The 26,101-nt window shown below is 57.5% G+C and carries 25 protein-coding genes and 2 pseudogenes; 12 read left to right on the forward strand and 15 right to left on the reverse strand.

Going from position 1 to position 26,101, the window contains the following annotated elements:
* The first annotated feature begins 221 nt into the window (after positions 1–221).
* A complete protein-coding gene (locus MJ643_RS12385; protein ID WP_103469112.1) occupies positions 222–767 on the forward strand; it encodes an XRE family transcriptional regulator in 546 nt (181 codons plus the stop codon).
* An 84-nt stretch (positions 768–851) separates the two neighbouring features.
* Here MJ643_RS12385 and MJ643_RS12390 read toward each other — a convergent pair whose 3' ends face one another.
* The 3 genes from MJ643_RS12390 to MJ643_RS12400 all read right to left on the reverse strand — a co-directional run bounded on the left by MJ643_RS12390 (position 852) and on the right by MJ643_RS12400 (position 4,004).
* Positions 852–1,628, reverse strand: coding sequence for an N-formylglutamate amidohydrolase (locus tag MJ643_RS12390; RefSeq protein ID WP_103469113.1), 777 nt, complete (start codon positions 1,626–1,628; stop codon positions 852–854).
* Complete coding sequence (locus MJ643_RS12395; protein ID WP_103469114.1) at positions 1,625–3,007, reverse strand: aldehyde dehydrogenase family protein; 1,383 nt, start codon at positions 3,005–3,007, stop codon at positions 1,625–1,627. The genes MJ643_RS12390 and MJ643_RS12395 overlap by 4 nt, the downstream gene beginning before the upstream one ends.
* Before the next feature lie 94 nt (positions 3,008–3,101).
* Positions 3,102–4,004 (reverse strand): type 1 glutamine amidotransferase, encoded by a 903-nt coding sequence (locus MJ643_RS12400; protein WP_103469115.1) that lies wholly within the window; start codon positions 4,002–4,004, stop codon positions 3,102–3,104.
* A 344-nt stretch (positions 4,005–4,348) separates the two neighbouring features.
* Here MJ643_RS12400 and MJ643_RS12405 point away from each other — a divergent pair, with 344 nt between their 5' ends.
* The 3 genes and pseudogenes from MJ643_RS12405 to MJ643_RS12415 form a co-directional block, all read left to right on the forward strand.
* Positions 4,349–4,669 carry a transposase gene (locus tag MJ643_RS12405; protein ID WP_103469116.1) on the forward strand — a complete coding sequence of 107 codons (321 nt, stop codon included), beginning with the start codon at positions 4,349–4,351 and terminating at the stop codon, positions 4,667–4,669.
* Entirely contained in the window at positions 4,666–4,998 is a 333-nt protein-coding gene (gene tnpB, locus MJ643_RS12410; protein ID WP_146050472.1) for an IS66 family insertion sequence element accessory protein TnpB, read from the forward strand. Before MJ643_RS12405 ends, tnpB begins: the two co-directional genes overlap by 4 nt.
* A gap of 57 nt (positions 4,999–5,055) precedes the next feature.
* A pseudogene (locus tag MJ643_RS12415) lies at positions 5,056–6,504 on the forward strand (IS66 family transposase); the annotation flags it as partial.
* A gap of 307 nt (positions 6,505–6,811) precedes the next feature.
* On the opposite strand, the gene MJ643_RS12420 reads toward MJ643_RS12415, so the two are convergent.
* The 5 genes from MJ643_RS12420 to MJ643_RS12440 all read right to left on the reverse strand — a co-directional run bounded on the left by MJ643_RS12420 (position 6,812) and on the right by MJ643_RS12440 (position 13,353).
* On the reverse strand, positions 6,812–8,137 hold the full coding sequence (locus tag MJ643_RS12420) for a carbohydrate porin (protein WP_232099759.1): 1,326 nt from the start codon (positions 8,135–8,137) through the stop codon (positions 6,812–6,814).
* 111 nt (positions 8,138–8,248) lie between these two features.
* Entirely contained in the window at positions 8,249–9,568 is a 1,320-nt protein-coding gene (locus MJ643_RS12425; RefSeq protein WP_103469118.1) for a cytochrome c, read from the reverse strand.
* An 8-nt stretch (positions 9,569–9,576) separates the two neighbouring features.
* The gene (locus MJ643_RS12430) at positions 9,577–11,343 is read right to left on the reverse strand and encodes a GMC family oxidoreductase (RefSeq protein ID WP_103469119.1); all 1,767 of its coding nucleotides are present in this window, start codon (positions 11,341–11,343) and stop codon (positions 9,577–9,579) included.
* A 17-nt stretch (positions 11,344–11,360) separates the two neighbouring features.
* Complete coding sequence (locus tag MJ643_RS12435; protein WP_103469120.1) at positions 11,361–12,083, reverse strand: gluconate 2-dehydrogenase subunit 3 family protein; 723 nt, start codon at positions 12,081–12,083, stop codon at positions 11,361–11,363.
* 241 nt (positions 12,084–12,324) lie between these two features.
* Positions 12,325–13,353 carry a LacI family DNA-binding transcriptional regulator gene (locus MJ643_RS12440; RefSeq protein WP_103469121.1) on the reverse strand — a complete coding sequence of 343 codons (1,029 nt, stop codon included), beginning with the start codon at positions 13,351–13,353 and terminating at the stop codon, positions 12,325–12,327.
* A 102-nt stretch (positions 13,354–13,455) separates the two neighbouring features.
* On the opposite strand from MJ643_RS12440, the gene MJ643_RS12445 reads away from it, so the two are divergent.
* Positions 13,456–13,788, forward strand: coding sequence for a heme-binding protein (locus MJ643_RS12445; protein ID WP_103469122.1), 333 nt, complete (start codon positions 13,456–13,458; stop codon positions 13,786–13,788).
* Between the two features lie 109 nt (positions 13,789–13,897).
* Here MJ643_RS12445 and MJ643_RS12450 read toward each other — a convergent pair whose 3' ends face one another.
* Entirely contained in the window at positions 13,898–14,671 is a 774-nt protein-coding gene (locus MJ643_RS12450) for a helix-turn-helix domain-containing protein (RefSeq protein ID WP_103469123.1), read from the reverse strand.
* 95 nt (positions 14,672–14,766) lie between these two features.
* Between MJ643_RS12450 and MJ643_RS12455 the strand changes: the two genes are divergently transcribed.
* The 3 genes from MJ643_RS12455 to MJ643_RS12465 are packed head-to-tail and all read left to right on the forward strand — an operon-like array spanning position 14,767 to position 17,623.
* Positions 14,767–14,976, forward strand: coding sequence for a DUF1656 domain-containing protein (locus MJ643_RS12455; RefSeq protein WP_103469124.1), 210 nt, complete (start codon positions 14,767–14,769; stop codon positions 14,974–14,976).
* Positions 14,973–15,854, forward strand: a complete 882-nt coding sequence (locus tag MJ643_RS12460) for an HlyD family secretion protein (protein ID WP_103469125.1) — start codon at positions 14,973–14,975, stop codon at positions 15,852–15,854. Before MJ643_RS12455 ends, MJ643_RS12460 begins: the two co-directional genes overlap by 4 nt.
* Entirely contained in the window at positions 15,851–17,623 is a 1,773-nt protein-coding gene (locus MJ643_RS12465) for an FUSC family protein (protein WP_103469126.1), read from the forward strand. The genes MJ643_RS12460 and MJ643_RS12465 overlap by 4 nt, the downstream gene beginning before the upstream one ends.
* Positions 17,624–17,634: 11 nt before the next feature.
* Here MJ643_RS12465 and MJ643_RS12470 read toward each other — a convergent pair whose 3' ends face one another.
* Positions 17,635–18,690 (reverse strand): AraC family transcriptional regulator, encoded by a 1,056-nt coding sequence (locus MJ643_RS12470; protein WP_103469127.1) that lies wholly within the window; start codon positions 18,688–18,690, stop codon positions 17,635–17,637.
* A 292-nt stretch (positions 18,691–18,982) separates the two neighbouring features.
* On the opposite strand from MJ643_RS12470, the gene MJ643_RS12475 reads away from it, so the two are divergent.
* The 4 genes and pseudogenes from MJ643_RS12475 to MJ643_RS12490 all read left to right on the forward strand — a co-directional run.
* Positions 18,983–20,410, forward strand: a complete 1,428-nt coding sequence (locus tag MJ643_RS12475; RefSeq protein ID WP_103469128.1) for an APC family permease — start codon at positions 18,983–18,985, stop codon at positions 20,408–20,410.
* A 36-nt stretch (positions 20,411–20,446) separates the two neighbouring features.
* Positions 20,447–21,328, forward strand: coding sequence for a phytanoyl-CoA dioxygenase family protein (locus tag MJ643_RS12480; protein ID WP_247726817.1), 882 nt, complete (start codon positions 20,447–20,449; stop codon positions 21,326–21,328).
* Positions 21,329–21,351: 23 nt separating this feature from the next.
* A complete protein-coding gene (locus tag MJ643_RS12485) occupies positions 21,352–21,768 on the forward strand; it encodes an ester cyclase (protein WP_177410017.1) in 417 nt (138 codons plus the stop codon).
* Between the two features lie 94 nt (positions 21,769–21,862).
* Positions 21,863–22,354, forward strand: a pseudogene (locus MJ643_RS12490) (flavin reductase family protein); the annotation flags it as partial.
* Between the two features lie 142 nt (positions 22,355–22,496).
* On the opposite strand, the gene MJ643_RS12495 reads toward MJ643_RS12490, so the two are convergent.
* The 5 genes from MJ643_RS12495 to MJ643_RS12515 all read right to left on the reverse strand — a co-directional run bounded on the left by MJ643_RS12495 (position 22,497) and on the right by MJ643_RS12515 (position 26,089).
* A complete protein-coding gene (locus MJ643_RS12495; RefSeq protein WP_197862837.1) occupies positions 22,497–22,721 on the reverse strand; it encodes a LacI family DNA-binding transcriptional regulator in 225 nt (74 codons plus the stop codon).
* 74 nt (positions 22,722–22,795) lie between these two features.
* Complete coding sequence (locus MJ643_RS12500) at positions 22,796–23,698, reverse strand: DoxX family protein (RefSeq protein ID WP_103469131.1); 903 nt, start codon at positions 23,696–23,698, stop codon at positions 22,796–22,798.
* A 12-nt stretch (positions 23,699–23,710) separates the two neighbouring features.
* A complete protein-coding gene (locus MJ643_RS12505; RefSeq protein WP_103469132.1) occupies positions 23,711–24,223 on the reverse strand; it encodes a heme-binding protein in 513 nt (170 codons plus the stop codon).
* Between the two features lie 64 nt (positions 24,224–24,287).
* Positions 24,288–24,773: a heme-binding protein gene (locus MJ643_RS12510; protein WP_232099724.1), complete on the reverse strand. Its 486-nt coding sequence runs from the start codon at positions 24,771–24,773 to the stop codon at positions 24,288–24,290.
* A 128-nt stretch (positions 24,774–24,901) separates the two neighbouring features.
* Entirely contained in the window at positions 24,902–26,089 is a 1,188-nt protein-coding gene (locus tag MJ643_RS12515; protein ID WP_103469134.1) for an L-dopachrome tautomerase-related protein, read from the reverse strand.
* Positions 26,090–26,101: the final 12 nt, after the last annotated feature.

Consider the following 26,101-nt stretch of genomic DNA (forward strand, 5'->3'; position numbering starts at 1 on the left):
GTTAGCATTTGAGTATGACTGCTCGGTCACTGTTCAGTAATCCACACCTCCCCTCTAGCCTGCACCGTTTCGATGCAATTTGCCCGCTGCATTCGATGCTTGACGCATGGGGCGACAATCGAGTTTCCTAAATGGAATAATTTGTAGATTTAGGAAATCCTGTGCTATAAAGCTCACATTTCAGCGATTTTCGCTAGGCATAATTGAGTAGGAACATTAAGGTGTCTATTGTCAACCAGATCCGTGAACAGCGTAACCTGCGAGGCATGAGCCTTCGTTCATTGGCTCGAGAACTCGGTATTTCAGCTTCGCAAATGTCCAAAATTGAGACAGGTAAAACTAAGCTTACCGTAAGCGTCGCACTTCGGATTGCCGACATTCTCAAAGTCCCTGCATCGAATTTTCTATCATCAAGCAAACCGAAAGCAACCGGCAGGCGTACTATTACTCGAAACAACTCCGCCGAAGTACAGTCCACTCAAGGCATGCGACTTGAAAGCCTCTGTGCCGACTTCAAAGAGGATCACAATCTTTACTGGAAGGTCACAATCACCGCCAAATCTTTTGAAGAAGTTGGTGGTTGGCGTCAGCATCCAGGTCAAGAGTTCATTTTCGTAATTAGAGGTAAACTCCAACTGCTGAGCGAGTATTACGACCCAATTATTTTGAACGAGGGTGAGAGCGTTCTGTTTGACTCAGAGCAGCCCCATGCGTACGTAGCCCCGGAAGGGACCGTGGACGTGCTAATGATCAATAGCATGGTTTAATCCAGACGTCTGAGAGTTTTGTGCTTGACAATAAAAAAAGCGGAATCAATAAATTGACCCCGCTTCTGACAACATTGCGTTAGCTTACTTAAACTCTGATGCGGAACGTATAATTGCTTTAGCAAGTACTGCAGACATCGATTCCAACTTGGCTTTCGTATCAATTAGGTCGTTGCGCACCTCAATGTACGCGTTTGCGACCCCGATTGATAAACCATGCCGATCGAGCGTAAACCAATCACTGTCCTTGAAGCTATATGGTTGGTTTTCATCGACACGATAGACATCCTGCTCTGCGATTTTTTGGAGTAGATTAGCAGGGAATGCTTCACTATCACGCCACATCACGCCAACTTCGCACGAGCGAAATTTATTATACCAGACCGGCGTGAATGAATGAATGGAAACGGCTACTTTAGCCTTTGATAAAGTGCCCTCCATCCAACTTGCAATCGCGCGCTCTAAAGGCCTGCGCGCGATATCTTCACGAAGCTTTCTATCACGCTCAGTTATATTTATGTTAGCCGGAATCGGGATGCCGCCCACATCTAACCTAATGCAGTCGGGATCATCAAACTTCCTATTGTAATCCAAATACAAGCGTGAATAATTTGCAACAACTGCAGTCGCGCCTAATCGCCTGGCAACACTCAGCGTCAGTTCTTTCGAACCTAAATCTTGTCCATAATGCGTGGCAAATAAAGCCTCAGGCAAACCTAAGTTATTCCAAGCAGACGGTACCGCGCTACCACCGTGTTCGCAGATCAGGACAATTTCCGCATTTGCGCCTCCTGGAATTATTTCTACCGCAGCATCAACATAGCGCGCGAGTATGTTGGGCTCTAAAGCATCAATACTCATGACAGCTTTCTCACGTGGAAAGACTTAGCATCCATCACTCCTAACAGCCCCTCTTTACCATTTCCTCGTCCGATACCCGAGTTTTTCAGCCCGCCCCAAGGCAAATAAAGGTCTGCATGATCGCAACGGTTTACAAACACTGTTCCTGCGTCAACTTTATCAGCAATGCGCAATCCACTTTCCTGATCACGCGTCCAGATTCCAGCCGTCAAGCCAAACTGACTGTCGTTCATGAGACGAATAGCTTCGTCATCATTGGCAACGACTTGAACGCAAGCGATTGGACCAAATGTTTCCTCTCGCATTACTTCCATGTGAGAAGTGACACCCGTAAGGAGAGTCGGCCGCACGTAAGCAGATTGGTCTGCTACATCCAGGTCAAGCATGGGGCTCTCAAAAGATGCAGCGCCCATCTGCACTGCTTGTTTAATCTGATTTTTGATAAACTCAGCCGCCGAAGCTTTTACAACAGGTCCGACAGTTGCTCTGGCGTCATTTGGGTTTCCGATCTGATATTTGAGCATTTCGTTGCGGAAACACTCGATGAAATCGTTTTGAATATTGCTATCCACATAGATCCGCTCAACCGAACAGCATGACTGGCCTGCATTTGAGAAACAACCATCCGCTAGCTCAGCCACAGCAAGCTCAATATCTGCGTCCTTACGAACATAAGCCGGATCCTTGCCACCCAATTCCAGATGGACATGAGTCAGTGTTCCTGCAGCTGCAGCATGAACTGAAAGCCCACCGCTAACAGAGCCAATAAAGTTAACTCCTTTCGCTCGCCCGGACTTGATGATGCTATCGACTTGGCGATGTTCAAGTTCGAGAACCTGCAGAACGCCAGCCGGTCCATTAATAGCTTTATAGGCCTCTCTGACTATACGCCCTACTTGAGTCGTTTGAGCAGCATGCTTCAAGATAACTGTATTGCCACCCAAGATTGGCGTTACGATCAACCAAGGTAACAATCCTACAGGATAGTTCCAGGGGGCAATCGAAAGATGTACGCCTTGTCCATACCGTCTCACGAATCGGGTCACTTGCTCGTCACTTGGGTATCGCTCGTCCAAGAGTTCTTCAAGAGCCTCGATCTGCGCCAAAGTCACATTCTTAAATCTAGGCGCTTCGTTAGCTTGACCGGCTGGCCGCCCGATCGATACACATACAGCCTTGGCCAGCTCATCCGACCGCCGAATCAGCTCATCTGCCAGCGCAATTACCAGGTCTGCTCGTTCGCGCTTGGAGGAGAATCGCCAAGACTGGAATGCTTCCTCTGCCGAATTTAAGGCTGCAGCTACCTCGGTGTCATTAGCAGTGTTACCTGACAGAAAAGGCATTCCATCGATAGGCGAAACGATTTTGTAACTAGACATAGGATTTCCTCATTTTGTTTTTGTTTGTACATTGAAAATCGTAGACATCCATCAACGCGCTTAGCGAGGCCGTAGACTCTCACCGAGCGAGCACTCAATACGGCAATGTAGCTGTTACTAGATAGCTGTAATTGAATAATACAGATCTATCACTTTTTTGCCTTACTGGGGCCCCCACCTTGGTTTCAAGCCAATTTCTGATTTCACAGCTTCGACTAAAATCGTCTTGAATGTCACCATCTAAACCTAACTGCCACGCAATATCTTGACGACTAGAGTCTTTGTGCAGAACTCGCAGCGCCTCAATGTAGCCCTTGAATTCTTTCCCACCCAAAAATAAATTTCTATTTGATATCAGCGTTTGATCGTACATACCCAATACATCTGCCAGAGTATTTAAACTGTACTCTGGGTGAAACTGCGCACCCCAAAAGCAGCCATTTTTATATAAAATTTCCGCCGCCTGAACTTCGCTAATCTCGTTAGTAGCCGTAACACTCATGCCTTCGGCCTGGCGTGTGACATGATCCGAATGAATTGCTAAAGCATCAAAGGAAGTTTTACGCCCTTTATGCATAGGATGTTGAGCGCCTAAATCTGTGAGAGATACTCTGCGAGCGACTCCTACTTCTGGCCCGCGATGATTCAGTTCTACTTCGCCGCCAGCAGCCACGTTAGCCACTTGAAGCCCCCAACAAGATCCGAAAAACGGAACCTGCGAATCAAAGGCACGACGCGCAAATTTTATTTGGCGTTCCACTTCGGGAGATTGGTTATATACATTCAATGATGAACCAGTTAGTACGATACCCTCATACCTATCAAAGTCGAGCAGCGAGTTTTGATCGCTATCCGGTAGATTCAAGATGTCTACCTGAATATTTGAGCTCAGTGATTTGATCACTGAAGCGTACTGCTCGCCTTGCGTCTCTCCCGTTATCGATCGGTACCACTCACGAGCGAACTGCACATTCCCTTCAGCCACAAGGATTTTCATTCCGATACCTTCTGTGTGGTCGTACACCACTCATCAATATCCAGCTTCACCGCCAGCGGCACCTGTAACTTCTCGCGTCGCCGGCGTATCCAAAAATACCTCGTGTTTCCTTATACGAAACACGCGATCAAAAGTCAACACATCCGTAGGAGCTGCCGGTCGGGCAACGAAGCAACCACACTGAAAGGCTGGCTTTTGTAAACCGGTGTTTACATGAAGGAGCTGGAATGCAGCCCGTAGCTGGTAAGCATCCGGCGAACTCACCTTCCGAACTCCTGCGTTAAGGGCGATGGTGTCCGCATATTTTTAAGCGGACGCGATTACCCGTAATCGCCAGGATTTCCATGCGCCAACGAAGCTCTTATCCCAAACCATTCAAGGCCCAGGTCGTTCAGGAATGTCTGCAACCTGGCGCAACTGAGTCCAGTGTCGCCATCAGCCACGGCATCAATGCCAACGTCATCCGCAAATGGATGCCGCTCTATCGAGATCAGCCCGCGACAACCTCGCTACCAGCATTCGTCCCGCTGAAGACCGCCCCTAAACGGCCAGCCGAAGTGTCAGTGGTCATCGAACTGCCCATCGCCGGGCAATTGATCACGGTGAAATGGCCAGTCTCAGATCCTGAGGGCTGCGCGCAATTTATCCGGGCTGTGGCCCAATGATCCGCATCGATGCGATCTGGCTGGCCACCGAGCCGATGGATATGCGCGCTGGCACCGAAACCGCATTAGCCCGGGTGATCGCGGTGTTCGGTGCGGCGAAGCCGCACTGCGCTTATTTCGCCAATCGCCGGGCCAACCGGATGAAAGTGCTGGTACACAATGGCGTGGGTATCTGGCTTGCCGCGCGGCGACTGAATCAAGGCAAGTTTCACTGGCCCGGCATTCGCCATGGTTGCGAGGTCGAACTCGACAGTGAACAACCCCAGGCGCTGGTACTGCGGTTGCCGTGGCAGCGAGTCGGCTTAGGTGGTGTGATCAGCATGCTTTAATCGCCGGCCATTTGACCTGTCTGCTTGTCGTTGGCCTTCCCGCTCAACCTCGACCAGATGCCCCCGGAACAGTTTCGTGACTTGGCGGCACAGGCGTTGCAATTGCAGTCCCAAGTTGAGGCGATGAGCAGGAGGATCCAGAACGATGAAACCATCATCGAGCAACTCACTTACGAAATCGCCCTTCTTAAACGCCACAAGTTTGCCAAGCGCAGCGAGTAGATCAGCCCAGCGCAAGGCAGCTTTCTGGATGATCTGCTCGACACAGACCTTGCAGCTATCGAAGCAGAGCTGAAACGGCTCCTTCCAGCTTCGCCACAAGCCGAACCACGGCAATCCCTGAAACGTGCGCCATTGCCGCCGCAGTTTCCGCGCACCGTGATTCGTCACGAACCCGTAAACACTCAGTGCGCCTGTGGCTGCCAACTTCAGCGCATTGGCGAAGACGTCAGCGAGAAGCTGGATTACACGCCGGGCGTGATTACCGTCGAGCAACACGTGCGTGGTAAGTGGGCTTGCCGCCAGTGCGAAGCCCTGCTCCAAGCGCCGGTGCTGGCGCAGGTTATCGACAAAGGTATCCCGACCGCAGGCTTGCTGGCCCACGTAATGGTGGCCAAGTTTGCCGATCACTTGCCGCTGTACCGGCAGGAGAAAATCTTTGGCCGTGCCGGGCTGGTAATAGCTCGTTCGACCTTGGCGCAGCGGGTTGGGCAAACCGGCGTGCGGCTCCAGCCGCTGGTCGATGCACTGAGTGAAGCCATGCTGAACCAGGGCGTGATTCAAGCCGATGAAACACCGGTGCAAATGCTTGCGCCAGGCGAGAAGAAAACGCACCGGGCCTACGTCTGGGCCTACAGCACTACGCCATTTTCGGCGCTAAAAGCGGTGGTTTACGACTTCAGCCCAAGCCGTGCTGGCGAACATGCGCGTAACTTCCTAGGCAACTGGAACGGTAAGTTGGTCTGCGATGACTTCGCAGGCTACAAAGCTGGTTTTGAGCAAGGCATCACTGAAATCGGTTGCATGGCCCACGCCCGTCGCAGGTTTTTCGATCTGCACGTGGCGAACAAAAGCCAGTTGGCCGAACAGGCGCTGCACTCGATCAGCGGTTTGTACGAGATCGAACTCCAAGCGCGAGACATGAGTGATGATGACCGTTGGCGAATACGGCAGGAAATGGCGGCACCGATAATCAACAAACTGCATGACTGGATGTTGGCCCAGCGCGACCTGGTGCCCAGCGGATCAGCTACGGCGAAAGCCTTCGATTACAGTCTGAAACGCTGGGTAGCGCTGACGCGCTACCTGGGCGATGGGGCTGTGCCCATCGACAACAATCAGGTCGAGAATCAGATGCTGCCATGGGCACTTGGACGCTCGAACCGGCTGTTTGCCGGGTCGCTGCGCAGTGCTAAATGGGCAGCTGCAATCATGAGCCTGATCCAAACAGCGCGTATGAATGGGCATGATCCGTATGCCTATCTCAAGGATGTGCTGACGCGGCTGGACAGTGGCAGACAAACGGGTTCGATCACTGTAGGCAAGCGAGCCGACCTGCCGCTTGTCGACAGCCGCAGGCTGCGGATGTTTCCGGTGAACGACTCGTTGGCATGCATCGTCCAGTCGGCAAGCCCTGCCGATGTCGATACCGTCATCGCGGACGGCCGCATCGTCAAGTGCACAGGCCAGTTGATTGGACTGGATCTGGCAAGCCTACGCGCCTAGGCCACGGCCGGCGCCCAGCAGTTGTTGTAGAAAGGCTGACGGGCAAAGCTTACCTCTGTCCTGCGCCTTCAGCACGTGATGATGGAAATCAGAATGTCGCCTGTACCTTCAACCCACCGACCCAGGCATCGTCCACCTGCCTCACCCCGCCTGGGTGCCGGACGAATTGCAGGTTCGGCCTCACCGTCAGCCACTCGGCCAGGTGAATACCGTAGTTGAGCTCGGCGTTGTACTCGATTTGCTGGACCGGCAGGTAAGCCGGGTCATCGTAATCCTCGATACCATTGGCCGAATTGGTCAGCGCCGCATTCTTGCGGTACGCCGGGTTCACATGCACCTCGGACACTGCAAGGCCGATGTCATCCTGCGGCCGTGCCGCGAACAACCCCTTGTACACCGCGCCTACCGACACATAGTGGTCGACCTTGCTGGTCTTCTTGTCATGCACCGTGGCCATGGCGAACAGGCTCAATCCGCGTGACGCATCGCTTGCCTCACGAGTAACCTGCTGCATTGCGCCCAGCCACAACCCGTGCTTGCTCGAGGCACTGCGATAAGCCGCGCCACTGATCACGGCCGGCTGACCGTTGCTATCTTTGAGCACATCCTTGGCATCGGAGGTGCTGTAGTAATAGCCGGCGCGGTACTCACCCGGCAGGCCGCCGATACGCGGCTGCCACACCAGTTCCACCGGCAGTACCGCACCTTCGGTGCCGCTACCACTGAGTTTGAAGCCGTTGTCGTTCTGGGTGTTGGACGGGTTCTGTTCATACGCACCGATTTGCGCGAACAGCTCGGGGGTGAGCTGGTACTTGATCCGCAGCGCCCATTGGGTGATCGGCCAGTTGTACCAGATGCCACCCCAGTTGCCGACCTGCGAGCCGCAGAAGGTCAGGTTCTGGAAGTTGCAGTCAAAGCTGTTGAAGTCCTCGCCTTCGCCGAAGCGGCCAGCCTTGATGTCCAGGCGTCGGTCGAAGAACGCCTGCTGGTAGTACAGCTGGGTCATGCGCCAGTGCGAGCCACGCCCCCAGACTTCCTGGGACGAGCTCAGGGTGCCGACACGCGGGTCACCGACGCGGTCGTTGGAGATGTTGTCGCCGTTGCGGTCAGCCACGGTCAGCTGAAAGCGGGCGTCGTGCCAGCCGAGCAGCTTCTGCAGGTCGAAGCTGGCGCCGAGCGAGTACTGGTCGCTGTAGCTGGCGCTGCGGTCCTTGTTGTAGCCGCCGCCGAGGTTGGCGCCGAATTCGCCGACGTAGGCGAATTCGAAGTCGATGCCTTTTTCGGCCAGGGTGGTGCGGGTGCCGTTCCAGTCGCCCAGGGCCCAGGGGGAATCGCTGGCGAAGGGATCGGCGGCGTGGGCCGTTTGAGCGCAAGCCATGGCGACCAGCAGTACGCGGTATTTGAAAGTAAACATCATGTTCTCTTTGTTATTGGTGTGGTGCCTGTCAGGGCCCTATCGCCGGCAAGCCGGCTCCTACAAGATCTGGAGGAGCCGGCTTGCCGGCGATAGGGCCGGACCTGGTATTTACTGAACGCTGGCGCGCATCTGCTGCGGCAAGTCGAGCTGCTTGCGCATCTCCGCCACCTCCTCCGCCGTCACTGCCGGCGCACTGTTGCCCCAGCTGTTGCGTGCAAAGGTGAGAATGTCGGCAATTTCGACGTCGCTGAGCTTCCAGTCGAACGCCGGCATCCCCGCACCGGTGACGTAGGTATGGGTATGCACCGCCCGCGCTCCGCCCAGCACCACGCTGGTCAACGTGTCGGTGTTGTCCGCGAGGATCGCCTTGTTGCCGGCGAATCCGGTGATCATGTGGCTCACACCCTCGCCCGCCGTGCCGTGGCAGGCCGAACAATGCACCTCGTAACCCTGGCCACCACGCTGCATACGGGCATCATTACCGGCCAGCGCTGCCGGTGCTGGCTGCGGGTTGCCGGGCAACGATTTGAGGTACACCGCAATGGCGCGCAGGTCCTGGTCGGTCAGGTGCTGGGTGGAGTTCTCGATCGCTTCGGCCATCGGCCCGCTGGCCACGGCAACGCCGTCGCTGCCGGTCTTCAGGTAGTCGACGATCTGCTCGACACTGCTGTCGCCCAAGCCCTGGTGCGGGTCGTTGGTGATGTTCGGCGCGAACCAGGTGCCGAGGAGGTCACCTTGAAGCGCCTGGGCAGCGATTGGCCCGCCCAGGGCGTTGCGTGGGCTGTGGCAGGCGGCGCAGTGGCCAGCGCCATCGACCAGATAGCGGCCACGGTTCCACTCGGGGCTTTGCGCCGGGTCCAGGACATACGACTTGTTGTCGAAGAACATCCAGTTCCAGCCCGCCATCAACAGGCGCTGGTTGAACGGGAAGTTCATGCCGACCAGTTCGTCGACCTTGTGCGCCTTCGGCTCGAGCGTGCTGAAGAACGCCCACAATGCGCGCAGGTCATCGTCGCTCATGCGCGTGTAGTCGGTGTACGGCATGGCCGGGAACAACAGGCCATGGCGGCCCTGCCCTTGACGCACGGCATTGAAGAAGTCGCGCTGGGTGTAATTGCCGATGCCGGTTTCACGATCGGGGGTGATGTTCGACGACTGGATGTCACCGAACGGCGTGCCGATCACGTAGCCACCGGCAAAGTCGCCGCTTTTGGCCGTGTGACAGGCCGCGCAGTCGGCGCCGCGCATCACATACTCGCCCTGCTTGATCAGTGCCGCGTCAGTGGACTTGAAGTCGCTCAGGCGCACACTGTCATCGGCCACCTGCGAGCGCGCGGTGGAGTTGGCCTGGATCACCAGGCCGAGCATCACGGCGCCGGCCAGGGCCACCACGCCGCCGCCGATCAGGGCGGTTTTCTTGTTGATCATGACAGGCCTCACACCAGGGAACCGGGGTTGTGCTGGTACTTCTCATGGATCGCCCGCGCCGTACGGATGGCCAAGGCGCCCACGGTGCTGGTGGGGTTGTAGCCGGCGTTAGTGGGGAACGCCGAAGCGCCGACCACGAACACGTTGTGCGCGTCCCAGCTCTGCAGGTAGGTGTTGACCGCACTGGTACGCGGGTCTTCGCCCATGACCATGCCGCCCTGGGTGTGGTTGGAGTTCTCGTCGTACGGGCTCCACGCCTTGGCGGCCGAGTTGAAGGTGTGCACGTGCTTGGCACCCATCTTCTTGCCGATGTCGACGGCGCGCTGCTCGATGAAGCGGGCCATGTTGCGGTCGTTCTGGTTCCAGTCGAAGGTCATGCGCAGCAGCGGCGTGCCCCAGCGATCCTTGTAGTTGGGGTCCAGCGACAGGTAGGCATCGCGGGCCGGCATCGAGGTGCCCTGGCCGAAGATGATCCCGTAGTTCTGGTAGTTGTCTTTGTAGGTCTGCTTGAAGCCCTTGCCCCAACGCGGGCTGCCCGGAGGCAACAGCCCTGCCCGGCCGATCGGCATGCCCTCGCGGGAAACGGTGAGCAAGCCGGCACCGCCGATGAAGTCGAGCTGGCTGTGGTCGAAGTTGTCGCCGTTGTAGTCGTCCACCTGGATGCCCAGGCCGCCGGCACCGATGAACGGGTTGAGAGTCTCGTCCTCGAACCACACGTGGGCGCCTGCGCAAGTCTGGTAGTTGTAGGCGCGGCCGATGGTGCCGGTCTGGCTGACCGGATCGTACTGCTTGCCGATGTCGCTGAGCAGCATCAGGCGGGCGTTGTCGTAGGTGAACGAGCACAGTGCGACGATATCGGCAGGCTGAATGACCTCGCGGCCCTGCTCGTCGAAGTAACTGACGCCGGTGGCGGTCTTGCCGTCTTCGGCCTTGTGGATTTTCGTCACATAACCCTGGGTGATCAGGGTGAAGTTCTTGCGCCGCATCAGTGCCGGGATCACGCAGGCCTGGGGCGAAGACTTGGAGTAGTTGCCGCAGCCATGGAACATGCAGTAGCCGCAGTAGGTGCACGGCGCCATGCTCACGCCCAGCGGGTTGACGTAGGCCGCGCCAACGTGAGCTACCGGGATGTAGAACGGGTGCAGGCCCATCTGCGCGGTGCTGTCACGGTACATCTGCATCAGCCGCGAATCCTTCAGCGCAGGCGTCGGGAATTCGCGGCTGCGCGGCCCTTCGAACGGGTTGCCGCCGGGGCGGATCTCACCGTTCAGGTTGCCGGCAATGCCGGAGATGCCGGCGATGCGTTCGAAGCGATCGTAGAACGGCTCAAGATCCGCGTAGGTGATGCCCCAGTCCTGTACCTGTTCCAGGCCCTTGAGCTTGCTCGCGCCATAACGCTCTAGGGTGGCCGAGCGCACACGGAAGTCCCACTCGGAGAAGCGCCAGGCCATGCCGGCCCAGTGGAAGCCCGCACCGCCCACCGACTTGCCCATCTGGAAGGCTTTCAGCTCGCGGGTCGGCACCGCGGTCTGGCCGGAGTGGTTGCGGAACGTCAGGGTGTAATCGCCCGGCTGCAGCAGCAGCTCGCGGCGGATGGTCCAGCGCAGCTCGTCGGGGTCGACGGCAGGCGGGGTGTCGGTGGAAGTGTCGAGCCACGGGCCGCGGTCGATCGCCACCACTTCCAGCCCGGCGCGGGTCAGTTCTTCGGCCATCAGCGAGCCAGCCCAACCCAGGCCGACGATGACTACGTCAGCTTTTTTACGTGTAATTGCCATGTTGGTTTCCTCTGGCCTCAGCTCACCGGGATCAGGCTGATGGGCGTCAGGCCCAGGTCCTGCCCGCGACGATCGATGTACTGGCGGTAGTCGTAGCGAGCGCCGGGGAAGCCCACCAGCTTCCAGCCGACCATGCCGCGGTTGCCGCCGTAGAGCGGGTCGGCGAAGTAACCTTCGCGCACGCTCAGCAGCAGGAATTCGAACAGGCGGCTGCCGCTGCCGGCGCCTTCCCAGTCCAGGCGGCCTTCGTCCAGCTGGCGCAAAATAGCGTCCATCTGCTCGCCGTCGAGTTCGGCGAAGGCGCGGCCGTGCAGCTGGCGGGCGTGCTGGTCGATGAACGCAAGGCCGGCCAGGGTGTAGTCGCGGCGGCTGCGCAGGCTGATGGTCAGGCCCATCAGCGCAGACTCGTCGGCCTGCAGCGGGCGCTCCAGATACAGGTCCTTCGACTCGCCATAGGGGCCGCTCATCTGCGCGTCGAGGTAATCCACGCAGCCGGCTTCGCTGGCCGAAGCACCAAGCTCGTCATGGGGAATCAGGCGGTCGAACACGGCAGTCAGGGTGGCACGGGCCTGGCCTTTGAACACATTGCCCTGGCCGCCGCTCATCACCGGCGATGGCAGCATTTCGCGGTTCAGACCGGTTTCCGGCGGCACCGACTTGAGTTCCACTGCGCCGACCTTGGCCAGGCCAGCGGCGGCGAACAACGCACCCATTGAACGCAAGGCGTCCCTACGTTTCATGGAGTTCTCCTTATCGACAATCACGGGGATCCGTGCGGCAGGTCGCGGAATTTCGGGCGCGCAAAGGCACACGGCGAGCACAGACAGGCTCGTCAGGGGCGATGGGGATCTGGGCGGATGAACGAAAAACGCGGTGTACTGGGGAGTGAACCTGGCAACCTGCCGATCACAGCGGGGCCAGTCTATGGCGCGACATAACGCCGCGCCATCGAAGCGTTGACGTGTTTACGTCAAAATAGCTTCAACACGTGGCAGGCGGGAGGGTCTCGTCGATCACCATACGCAGCTGCGGCCACACCTGTGGCGGTGCGTCCAAGTCACCGTTGGCGTACAGCAGTTGCTGGATGGCGGCTTCGGCCTGCCCTTCAGGGTCCTGATCGAGCACCAGCGACAGCAGCCCTGCGCGGAGCATGTCGGCATGCTGCGCAGTCGCCTCATGGCTGATCCAGACCAGCCGCCCGGCATGGCCGGACAGCGCCTGGTGCACACCCGTCGAGCCGCTGCCGGTGGTGTACAGCCCGACCACCCCAGCATCCTGAGCCAGATACTCGCTGATCGTTGCGGCATTGAGCTGGTTGTCGTCGAAGCACTCCACCGGGCCGAGCACCTCGACTTGCGGCGCCCGCTCGGCCATGACCTCGAGAAAGCCCTGTACACGCTGCTGATGGGCGCGATAGAGCAATGAGTTGGTGACCAGCAGCACACGGCCATGGGTCGGGGCAACCCATTGGCTCATCAGCCGCCCGGCAGCGCGGCCGGCGACATGGTTGTCGATCCCCGCGTAGATCACCCCTTCCAGCCCGGGCAGGCTGCTGGTTACCAGTATCACCGGCACGCCGGCAGCGACCTGCGCACTAAGGGCTTCACGCACCTGTGGGGTGTCCTGGGCAACCACGATCAACCCCTGGCGCGGCACCCTGGGCTGGTTGATGAGATCCAGCAGTTGCTGAGGATCGCGTTCCTGCCAGACATGGCGCTGCAGCACCAGCCGCGAGCGGTGCATCTGCGCCTGTTTGACAAAGGCAGCCGCCAGGCGCCGGTAATGATCGGTGGCGCTGTCTACCAGCAGCAAGTCGAAGCGCAGCAAGCCATGCAGCGCAGAAGGCAGCAGGCGTTTGAGCCCCAGCGCCTGGGCTGCCTGCAGCACCTTGCGACGTTTGCTGTCGGAAACGCTGCCACGCTCGTTCAACACACGGTCGACGGTACTCAGGCTGACGCCGGCCAATTGGGCGACATCAGCCATGCCTTGGCGACGGTCAATCTTGTCCACCTAGAAACATCCAGTAACCAAAGGTGCGGAGTCTGCCATGCCTGCTAAAGTTTCGCCTACTCCGCTTTCCACTCCTACCCGCGCAGACTTGCGCCGTTAGCGTTGAATGCCAGCCACATCAACCGACGCGACATCCAGCCCCGACGCAACAACCAGCCATCCAGCGAGAACTTGCCGTCCCCAATCACCATTACCCCGGCAAACACCACCATCAGCAACATCACGTATTCCCAACTGCCCCCGCCCGGCGACGCCCAGGCATACCAGTGCATCGCGGTGACCGACGCCAATGGTTACCGGCCGGCCTTCAAGCGCATGGACGGTGCCGCCCCAGGCTACATCGAGGCGGTGATCAAGAAGGCCAACTCGGCGTCAAGGGCCTGGCTGGGGCCGCTGTTGTGGCAGACGACGATCATGCGGATGGCCTTCGGCTAGAACGAGCTGTACCACGCCTAACGGAAGCACACTTACCCAAGCTCCGCTGGTTACGGGAGTTCTAAAAAAACTTAAAGTGACTGGGTGACTCAGCCACTGCAAGCGCTGGTCACCCCGTGCAGGCGATTTCTTTGCTCACTCCAGCTTTACAGTGAAGCAATTCCCGGATGTAAATTTCCCGATTTTTTTCAAAACGGAAGGTCGGGATAGGCATGGAAATAGCGAACCGACCCAACACTGTGTCTAGGGCAACGGCAGTCGTGGTAATCCCTTCCATTAGCTCGCCGTGGTCACATGACACGCCAGTATCTCGAATTAGGCCCACTTGCTTGAAGATTTTCGCAACCGAACCCGAGTCAGGTTCCCTGCTGCCCTGGCCTTGAAACAAGACACCTAACTCTTCGTCGCTATACAAGGCCATAATCGCCCGACCAGCAGACGTACCATAAAGCGGCTTATCCAGTTGGCCTAACCGGGGCATCACTAGCAGCTCTCGGTCAGCTACAACTCGATGCTCAATCACCAGCTGCAATCCATTGGGCCTCGATAACACAACGGTCTCGTCAACTGCTTCGCTTAGCCGATGTAACCATGGTCGAAGGACAGTGATTCGATCTGCGTGAGCGTAGGTAACGAGTCTCAAGAGGCCTGCACCCAGGCGAATCCCGCCAATACCCTCACTTCGAATCATTCCCTCCTCTTCAAGCGCACCGACGATCCGTTGCACAGTCGAGCGAGGTAGCCCTACCTCCTGAGCAATATCCCCAAGGCTCAGACCATCAGGTTTTTTCCCTAGTAAATACATGATCTTGGCAGCTCGAGCGATGACCTGAATTCCGCCGCCTTTCTCTTCGTTTCCGCCTTGTTGATTGACTACGTCCATCGGCACCTCCAATTTTCGAGCACTGTACCACATTGCGGTACGAGGCAATTGACGATACAGTTACCGTATTGTGGTACACGCCCTGAGAGTGATGCATGCTTCGAGAATTTTCAGTTGCCGGCCTCCTGGTCAGCCCGATGGTGTTATGCGCCCTCATCGCGGGCGGGTTAACGGTGATCACCCAGTTGCTGGTTCCTCACACACTGCTCAAACACTGGACGCTCAGGCGTTCATGGCTGGGGCTTTCGCTATTCGTCTGCTACGTCGCAGCAACAGTGGCATTCCTGGACGGGGATCTGAAATGAACGGCGCATTGCGAGTCACCATGACGCTATTGATTGCAACGGCAACCGTTTTTTCGGGGGCGTGGGTATGGAATCACTATCGCCAGTCACCTTGGACACGCGATGGCAGAGTGAGAGCTGATGTGGTGATCGTTGCACCGGACGTCGCGGGTTGGGTCACCAAGCTCCATGTGAGAGATAACCAAATGGTGAAGACAGGCGATGTGCTTTTTGAAATCGATGAGGCTCGTTATCAAGCCACCCTGGATGAAGCAAAGGCCAAGATGGAACACTCCAAGCATGCTTGGGAACTTGCTCGAGTTCAAGAACGACGGCGTGTCCCTCTCGCTAAGATCAACGCCATCAGTGCGGAGGATCTAGACAATGCACGATCACAAGTTTTGATAGCGAAATCCGCCTATGAGATTAGCAAAGCACAATGGGAGACAGCTCGGATCAACCTTGCCCGCACACGAGTGACAGCCCCTGCTGACGGAACTATCACAAACGTCAAACTGCAAGAGGGGAACTACGTTACTCAGGGCGGCCCAGCATTTTCTCTAATCAAAGACGGCTCGTTTTACGTCACCGCCTATTTTGAAGAAACTAAATTGCCCGGCATCAGCGAGGGGGATGCTGCTGATGTGAGGTTGATGAGCGAAGGTAAGCCGCTTAAGGGGCACGTGATAAGCATCGCAAAAGGGGTAGCGAACTCGAATACGCAAGCTGATCCGATGCTATTACCCCAAGTGCAGCAGGCCTTTAACTGGGTGAGACTGGCACAGCGTATTCCTGTCGATATCAAACTCGATTCAGTTCCCGATGGGACACGATTAAGCGCCGGGATGAACGCTTCGGTGAAGCTTTCGCCATCGCTTTCGCGAGTCGTGAACTTATGAAAGCGATCCTGACTCATTACTTGCAACCCAGCCTGCGCAGCGTCCTCTTTGCAGCCAAAGGGCTGTCAGCAGTCACATTGGCACTCGCTGTGTCGATGAGCTTGGATCTCGACAAGCCGTTTTGGGCCATGGTTGCGTCGATGATGTTGCAGGCTCGGCCTGAGACAGGGTTAGTGATCGAGAAGGCTATGTGCCTAGTGATCGGCTCAACCCTCGGAGCTTGTGTTGCTGTGCTCATCCTGAACAACCTATTGCCATATCCCAGCCTTGCGATCGGCGCGTTGACCGTTTGTGTTGCGATCACATCTGCAGTTGCCTCAACGGAGCGCCACGTAAATTTCATCTTTGGCACGGCTCTAGTATCCGTAACCGCCGTCCTTATCGTGATGTTTGCCATGGCCGACCCCACCATCACGACCAGTGAGTCGATTTTTCTGGTGGTTCGGGCACGCCTGACAGAGGTACTTGTTGGGGCGAGCTGCGCGACATTAGCCAGTGTTTTTTTCTTTCCCTTCAAGGTTGAAGCACTGCTTACCGGCCACGCCCGTCGTCTGCATCTGGCATGCTTAGGGTACGCCCAAACGCTCGTTCATACCCCTGAAGATCAAGCGACGCTTCATAAGGAGCGCACTGAAATAATCAGCTTGGTTACGCAGATAAATGATGATTCAAACGCAGGCAGGTATGAACTGGCGAACAGCGTACCAAGGGCACTGCGGATGTGCCAAAACGCGCTCACGCTAGCGGCCAGTGGCCACACAGTTCAGCGTTTGCTCAGTGAGCAGGATGGCGCTACCAGCCAGGCCTTCACAGACATCACCGAGTTATTTGCGAAAGAACTGACCAGAGTTTCTGAGCTTGATTCCAACAGCCAAACTATTGGGCTGAGAACGCTACTAGAGAAAATGCAGGTTGTTGCTGAGGAGTGGCTTGACGCCGGTCTAAACGATGCATTTCAAGCATTCACCGGTGCACTGCTGAGCATACTCGAAGCTACTCAATCCTCTCCCAATGGCGAGCCGTGCTCTCATCCAGGTAAACGCTTGAAGCGTCATCGTGATTGGCACGCGGCTGCAAGATCAGCGACTCGGAATAGCCTTGTTTTCATGGCAGCGGCGACGCTTTGGGTATCGTCGGATGGGCCTGCTACACTGATCATGATGATGGTTCTTCCAACGCTCTTTTCGCAAATGTTCGCTGCAGCTCCAGCGCCGACGTTGATCGTGCGGAGACTTATCGTCGGAGTGGCATTAGCGGTGCCTATTGTCGTTTTGATAGTGCTGCCACTGCTTGCCCAGGGCCCGAATCATTTCCTAGCGCTGATGGTGGTTCTGGCCGGGCCACTTTTCCTAGGCCTTATGGCAATGACCTCACCTGCTCTGACACCCTATGGTCTTGGCTTCTGCCTTACCTTTGCGGTAACCATACAGCCGAGTAATTACATGACGTTCGCGGTGGATCAGTCCCTAACTACCGACTTAGGTATCGTAGCTGGCCTGGGACTACTTTTTGTTGGATTCTCGCTAGTAGGCCCGCCAAAGGGGCTTTGGCTACAACGGCGAGTGGTGAAAACATTGGAAAGGGATCTCAGGGTGATGCAGTCGATGGGTAAATCCCGCTCCTGGCTGAATCGACGAGCAGGGGAAAGGCTTTCTTATCTCAGTGCCTATGAGCCGGCGTCATCGCAAGGGCAGGAGCTCACAGCTCTCGGATTTTCCCTGTTGGAAAGAGGCCACATTCACTCGAGGCGTAGGACTGAAGAAGAGTGAGCTGATACCTGCTATTCCCCTAAGGATTCGGCGTAGCGAGCTTGATCCCTCCAGCGTTTCGGCGATTCACCAGTCCAACGATTAAACGCATGGGTGAAACTAGACGTCTCTGTATATCCAAGAAGCTCGGCGAGCTTCGATATGTTGATCGCAGTCTTTTCGAGGTAGTAGTAGGCCATCTCCTTGCGTACCGAGTCGAACAAGCCCGAAAAAGTTTGCCCTTCATCCTTGAGTTGACGAGTCAGCGTCCACACGGGAATCCCCAATCGGTCAGCAACTTGCTCAATACGCGGCACTCCTCCTGGAATCGAATCGATGATCTCAGAGCGTACTCGCTCGGCTGTCGTTAGCCGAACTGAGCCTGCGACCCGCAGTACACCAAAACTCTGCTGTGCGATCAAAAGCAGTTGCGGGTCAGCCCCAGGCATCGCTCGGGAGAGATCAGAAGCATTGAGGATGATCGCATTCGACGACTGTTCGAATCGCACGTCTGTCCGAAAAGCCTTCTGGTGATCCTGCCAGCACTCCGGCCTAGCATGACTGAAGTGAACCTCCAAGGGTGCCCAGCGCTCACCTAAAGCCCTACGCATCACATTGAAGACGTTCCCAAGCGTCATCTCAGCATCGTGGCGGCGACTGATGATAGTGCTGTCCAACAACCCATACTCCAGGCGAACTTTGCCCTGGAAATGATTGACCTTGAAAAAACTACGGCTCTGAAACTCGGGGAAAAATCGGCTCATGTTCAATAAGGCATCACCGAGTGTTGCAGACGAAAGCCCAACATATCCCCATAACCCCAGGTACTCGGGACGGTACTGATTACCCAGCCAGAGACCGAAATTATCGTTCTCCGTTAACGTCGCCGCCGTATCAACAGCCTTGAGAAAGGCCGGCAGCGAAATGGGTTGATTAGGGTCACCAAGCACGTCCGGATTTATCGCAGAGCGCTCGAATATGTCTTCAGCCTCTGCGCCCTGAAGGCGCAGGAAAGACGCGAATCCAGAAACCACAGCCCCCATCACGGTCGCGGGTCTTGAGGAATCTTGAGCAGTGGATCGGTACATTCAGACCTCCATCGTTACAGAGCCAAGCATTCCTGACTATGCAACTCGTATACCACCCCACGTAAGCCCAACCGGACAAGGCTCCGGGAATATCGAGGGGACAAAAGCGCACCATCCCCGTGCTCGATGCGCTATTTCGGTTCATTGGCTTGTGGACTGAAGACAACGAGTTGTCATATCAAAACAAGTTTTACTGGAGGGGATTTCTCGATACTGACATCAGCGTCGTGGCAGGCATCCAGCCTCTGTCCATGCACTCATGACCTGATAGCTAAAGATTGAGGAGGCTCCCATGGGAGAGGTTGAGAAGCAAAAATTAAAGGGGTCGCTTGGCGTCACCCCCATCGTGATGATGGTCGTGGCCACCGCAGCCCCCTTGACCGTGATGGTCGCCAACACACCGCTGATGGTGTCGCTGGGTAACGGCATCGCCGCTCCGGTGGATGCATTCATCGCAACCGTGATCATGTTTCTCTTCACGGTAGGCTTCGTTGCGATGTCCAAGTACATCTCCAATGCGGGGGCGTTTTATGCCTTTATTCAAAAAGGTCTGGGACGCTCAGTAGGCTTGGGTTCGGCGACCCTCGCCGTGGTTTCCTATGCCCTCATCCTTGTCGCGCTGCAGGGCTATATCGGCTACACGTCCGCCGCCGTTGTGAACGACTTCTTGGGAGTATCAGTACCTTGGTGGGTTTACTCCCTCATGGCGGTTGGCGTCATCGCTTGCCTAGGTTATCGAGATATTGAACTGAGCTCTAAGTTCCTCGGTATCGCCTTGGTGTTGGAGATCGCCGTCGTCATCCTGGTTGATATCGCAGTAATCCTCGATAAAGGCCCTACCGGTCTGGAGAGCGCATCCTTCCATCTCGACAACATCATCTCGGGCTCCCCAGGACTGGGAATTCTGTTCGCCATTTTCAGTTTCATCGGTTTTGAGTCCACCGTCATCTACCGAGAGGAAGCTAAAGACCCCGACCGTACAATCCCGCGAGCCACCTACACAGCGGTGCTTCTGGTTGGAGCATTCTATGTGATTTCAATGTGGTGTGCGGTCAGCTCTATCGGCAAGGACAACATCACAGCGTTCTCTGAGGCACACGGTGCTGATATGTACCTCGCAGTCACCGAGCACTACTTCGGCGTCCTCTTCATGGACGTGATGCATGTGCTGCTGATCACCAGCCTGTTCGCCTGTGCTCTGTCACTACACAACATCGTAGTGCGCTACAAGTACACCCTTGGAAGGTTCGGTGTACTGAATGACCGTTTTTCCAGCGTCCACCCGGAGCATGGCTCCCCACACGTTTCGTCAATCGTACTGTCACTCTTCAGCGTCATCGCCTTTGCCCTACTGATAGCCATAGGTGCTGACCCGGCAAGCCAGATCTATGCATGGGGTGCCATGGCCGGAACACTTGGCTATATGGCCATCCTCTCTCTGACCTGCGCGGCGGTGGTGGTGTTCTTCCGGCGGGAGCAGGTTCGGGGGCAAGTCTGGAAGACCCTCATCGCGCCTTCAGCAGGTCTGCTGGGCATCCTGGGATGCCTTTGGGTCGCCGTTTCCAACTTGCCCGATCTCATAGGTGGCGATAGTGCAAAAACGGTTTCGATCTTTGTCGTCTCGTTTCTCCTGGCCACCTTCGCCTTTGGCTTCTGGGTAGCGGAGCGTTTCCGAACCCGACATCCCGTTCGCTACGAGGCACTGCGCCAGTTGGCGTAACCCAGTCCCTTCACTGCATTCAAAGAGGAAATCAAAATGCTCATTAACCGCTTGCCCAATACCGCCACCATCGAAGAAGTCAGTAATTCCTTGAAAGAGCATGGGTACGTCGTGATCGATGAACTCGTGAGCGCTGATGTCATGGACAAGGTCGCCGCTGAGATGGGCCCGTACATCGACACCACGCCTTTCGGAGAGGATAAATTTGTAGGGTTCTCTACCCAGCGTACCGGCGCAATGATCCTCCGCTCGGAAACCTCGCGTGATCTGATCATGAATCCTTTGGTGGTTGGGGTGGCTGCTATACACTTGAGTAAGGCTTCAACCTTCCAGTTGCACCTGACACAAGTGATCTCTGTACATCCGGGTTCGCCCGCCCAGGTGCTGCATCAGGATCAGCTGGCCTGGGACTTTTTCCAGTTCCCGAACGACTACGAGGTTCAGTGCAATACGCTGTGGGCGATGACGGATTACACCGCCGAAAACGGTGCTACTCGTATCGTTCCAGACAGCCAGTTCGCCGGGCCTGGCCAGAAGTACTCTCCGACAGCTGGCATTCCAGCGGAAATGAAGAAGGGCTCCGTCTTGCTCTACACCGGCAAGATCTACCACGGCGCTGGTGAGAACAAGAGCGACAAGGTTCGCCAGGCCTTGAACATCACCTACGCGGTAGGCTGGGTACGCCAAGAAGAAAACCAGTATCTGGCCACCCCACCAGAAGTAGCTCGTACTCTCCCTGACGATTTGCTGAAGCTGATGGGCTACCAGTGTGGATGCTTCGCCATGGGCTATGTCCGCGATTTTGAAGACCCGCTCGCTTACCTCAAGGGCAGTACCGAGCGTCGCTCCTCGGGCTTCAACGCCTTGAGTAGTACAGCGAACTCGAGCTCGGCTGCATATGCAGACTCTCTCATCTGATCACTCACTGGAAGGACTACCTCATGAGCACTATCGCCGAAACTGCCATGGCATTCTTTGAAGTCTGTGAGTCTGGCAAAGGATGGAAGGAGTGCCGCCATTACTGCCACGACGGCGCTGTATTCAACGTTCAAGCTGAGTCTCTTGAGGCGATGAAAACAGTTGAAGCATATAGCGACTCGATGCCGCATCTTCTCGAAATTTTGCCGGACGCACATTACGAACTGGTCAACGTTGCGACTGATGAAAAGCGTCAAACCGTTATCGCGTTTGCTCGGTTCTGCGGGACTCACACTGGTATCAATGAACCTGTACCAGCCACCGGCAGACCAGTAATTTCGGACTACGTTTTCGTCATGAGGTTGAAGGACGGCAAAGTGGCCGAGGTGACGAAGGTGTGGAACGACAGCCACGCGGGTAAGCAACTGGGCTGGGCGTGACGAAAAGCCTCCAGGCGCATCCCACGATATGCACCTGGAGGCCCGCCATGGATAAATTGTGCCAACAATATCAGCAGCGCGAAGGAACACGCCGATGCAAAGCTCGCCAGTAACCAAACTCAAGTATCCCCCCCAAATAGATCCCCGCGCATTTAGAAATGCGCTTGGTAATTTTCCAACTGGGGTAACCATCATGACCGCAGTTCTAGCAGGCAGAAAGGTGGGCGTTACGGCGAACAGCTTCAGCTCCGTATCGTTAAATCCGGCCCTCATCTTGTGGAGCATCGACAAGCGCTCCTCTAGCTATGAGGTATTCAGCCAAGCGTCTCATTTCGCGGTGAACATCTTGGCCGCCGAACAAATCGACTTATCTAACAGATTCGCCAGAAGTGGTGAGGAGAAGTTCGCCGCAGTCGAACATACCTGCGGGGCCGGGGGAGCCCCAGTGTTCTATGGGTGTTCTGCTCATCTTGAATGTGAGCTTTTTGGCCAAATCGATGCAGGCGACCACCATGTCATCCTTGGACAAGTCGTTGCATTCACCGATCACGGTAGAGCCCCCTTGGTGTTCCACAAGGGAGCGTACATTTCCTTAGCATCTGGATGAGATTTGTTGATTCCTTTTAGTCTTCAGGCCTCTGGAAAAACACACCTCGATGTATGTCGCCGGCCACACGCCTTTGGGACACGGCCGTTTTAACATGGTGCCTCGCCAGCAAATTTTCATCTCACCGAATGACGATCAACTTAATCAGAGCAAAGCGCAGCAAGCCATGCAGCGCAGACGGCAGCAGGCGTTTGAGCCCCAACACCTGGGCTGCCTGCAGCACCTTGCGACGCTTGCTGTCGGAAACGCTGCCGCGCTCGTTCAACACACGGTCGACGGTACTCAGGCTGACGCCAGCCAGTTGGGCGACATCCGCCATGCCTTGGCGACGGTCAATCTTGTCCACCTGGAAACATCCACTAACAAAAGGTGCGGAGTCTGCCATGGCTGTGCAAGTTTCGCCTACTCCGCTTGCCTTCTCTACTCGCGGGGACTGGCACCCTTAACGTTGAATGCCAACCACATCAAGCGACGCGGCATCCAGCCCCGACGCAACAACCAACCATCCAGCGAGAACTTGCCGGCCCCGGTCACCATCACCCCGGCAAACACCACCATCAGCAGCATCACGTACTCCCAGCCGCCCCCGCCCGGCGAAGCCCAGGCATAGCCCCGGCTCCACTCACCGCCGAAACCGACCGTAGCTACCAGGAAATACACCAGGCTCACAAATGCCCCCAGCCGTGCGAACAACCCCAGCCCGACGCTGACGGCACTGGCAAACTCGATGAGCCCGCCCAGCACCACGAAGTACGCCGCGACCTCACCCAGGCCAAAGCCCTGGAAGCCCGTCTCCAAGCGATGGAACCAGCCCAGCCCGGCGAAGATCTTCTCGGAACTGTGGCACAGCTCGTTCAGGCCGAAGTACATGCGCACGATCGTCGCCTGCCACAACAGCAACCCCAGCCAGGCCCCTGGCTTCTTGCGATCACGACGCAGGTCGCCGAGCACGCAGTCGGCGAACTGCAACAGCAACGGCACGGCGGCGATGCTCGCGACCCAGACCATGACAAGTGCATCGTTCATCGCCGCCACGCGCCAGGCAATCAGGAACGGCAGCAACGACAGCAGAAAGCCCGGGGCGAACGCCCTGGGGGTGATCAGCGCCGCACTGAACAAGGCGACGCACATCCACAGCGTGCTCGACCAGGCGGCGAAATCTGGCAACGTATGGTTGCCCCAACCACAATAGAGGGCGGCCACCAGAGTCGCCGCCAGCCCGGCCACGCTGAGTGCGTTGGGCATGCGCGACGGCTTGAGCAGACCGTAGTCGTTGGCATAAGCGCCCTCGACCACATCAAGGGAACGTACAGGACTGTTCATCACGAACCTCGATCAAGGGTGGCTGACAGGCAGGGTTTTCTCGAAGGCACGCGCAAGCTCCGTGGCCATGCGTTGCTCCTGGTCATCGCTGGCACCGCCGGCCACGCCCAAGGCACCGACTGCCTGGCCCTGCTGGCGGATCACCACCCCGGCGACGGCGGGCAGGATCCCGGGAATGCTGCCCAGCTGCAGGTTCTTCTGCCGCGCCAGGTCGTAGAACACCACGGTGTCGACGTCGTTGATCGCCGCCGAGTTAGCCTTCTTGATCGCCGCCTCGATGCAGCCTGGGGCGGCGCCGTCCATACGCTTGAAGGCCAGCAGGTAACCATTGGTGTCGGTCACCGCGATGCACGGGTGAGTGCCTTCGGCGCGAGCCTTGGCCACGGCGCTGTCGAGCAGCGCTGCCGCGCCGCCCAGGGACAGCTGAGTGGTGCCACGCAAGGCAGTGCCTTCACTGGCCTGGGCCCATGGCGCAGCAAACAGAGTGAGGCCAGCCAGGAGCAGGCGCCGGAAATAAACGTTCATCTGCAATTCCTTTTCAATCGATCCAGATTGGCCCTCCGCGCATTCGCACAGAGGGCCACGGCCATCAGCGGAAGGTCGCCGCCACGTCTTCGGCGAGTTTCTGCTCGGTCAGGTCGGTGGCACCGCTTACGCCAACGCTGCCGACCACATTGCCACCGTGCTTGACCACTACCCCGCCCACTGCCGGCAGGATGCCGGGGATGGTGCCGATGGCCAGGTTCTCTTTGCGCGCCAGGTCATAGAACGTGATGGTGTTGATGGCAAAGCGCGCTGCCGAGGTGGCCTTGGCAATCGAGGCCTCGACGCAGCCGGCATATGCACCCTGCATACGGGTGAAGGCCAGCAGGTGGCCGTCGGCATCGGTGACCGCGATGCAGATCTTCATGGCCCGGCTGGCGGCCAGCTCGGTGGCTTGCTGCGTCAACTGCAGGGCAGCGGCGGTGGACAGGTTTTCCTGGGCCACCACCGTCGGCGCCGGGCTGGCGGCCTGGGCAGAAGTCGCCATGGCAAAGGCAAGGGACAAGGCGGCGATGGTCATTGTTGTTTTCATCGGTACATCTCCTGGTTGGTGCCCTGTGCGTGTTTGCGCAGGGCTGGCTGAATGCGGGCGCAGGGGCGCCCTGCTCGCGAGCCGCAGGGGCTCGCAAGTGCATCAAGTGGGTTAATGGGGTAAGTGGATCAGCGGGCGACGGTGGTCAGCGGCTTGCCGACCACGGCCGGGACTTTCTCGCGCCCCCCCAGGGCTGCCGGCAGTTGCACCTTGTAGATCATGAATGGCCGCACGATCGCGTCCTGGCCGCCAGGACCACGGTTGGAGGCCAAGCGCGCACTCTGCGGCACCGGGATATAAAGCTCGCGCTGGTCGGAAATGATCATCGCATCCGGGTTCCACAGCCGCGGGTCTTCGGCGACCACGCGCAGCGTGCCGTCCGGCGCGTACACCGACACGCGCGGCCGGTCATACTCGCCCAGGTAGACGTTGCCGGCACTGTCCATCGCCGTGCCAGTCAGCGGGCTGGTGTCATGCACGAACTCGACCTGCTTGCCCAGCTCCGCTTCGCTGATCCGCGTGTCGCGCAACGCTGCGGTCGGCACCCGCCACAACGGCCCGCTCAGCGGCTGGTAGTACAGCCATTGGCCGTCGGGGCTGATCTCGATAGGGTCGGAATGCACCTGGTGATCGCTGCCGTCAGCCAGCAATAGCGGCTGGCCGTTTTCACCGATCGGCCGGCGTTCGGGCGCCATCTGCGTCGACGGATGCCCGGCCAGGCGGCGCACGGCTTCACCGGTTTTCAGGTTGACAACGATGATCGCGCCCAGGCCCGAGTCGGTCACATAGGCATGCTCGCTGTCCAGGCGCAGGTCGTTGAGGTGGGCGCCGGCCGGCAACACGCTGGCGGGCAGGCTGATGCTGCGCAGCAACTTGCCGTCGCGGGTGTCGAACTGCAGGATCTTCTGCCCGGGGTTGATGCCTTTGGGCCCGGCATCCTCGCCCTGGTCGATGGCCCACAGGGTGTCGTCGTCGAAGATATGGATGGTGTTGATCTTTACCAGCGCCGCAGCACTCGGCTTGCCCGGTGCCCAGGCATTCCACTGCCCGCCCGGGAACGGCTTGAGGCTGCCGTCGGGCAGCACCTCGGCGATCGACGGGGTTTTCTCGAAGCCTGGCCAGCGCGGCAGGCCGACGAACAGGCGACCACCGGAAGTCAGTGCCACGGCGTTGCACAGCCAGTCCAGGCGAGCGACCTCGGTCAGCGGCTGGCCGCTGGGCGGCAGGTCCTGCGCCTGTACCAGCGGGGTGCAGGCAAGGCCGAGGGCAAAACCGGCAATGCGCAATGCGCGGGAGGTACGTCCTGATGTATTCATTGTTATTGTCCT

It is taken from the genome of Pseudomonas sp. PNPG3, assembly GCF_023093815.1.
Taxonomy (GTDB): Bacteria; Pseudomonadota; Gammaproteobacteria; order Pseudomonadales; family Pseudomonadaceae; genus Aquipseudomonas; species Aquipseudomonas asiatica.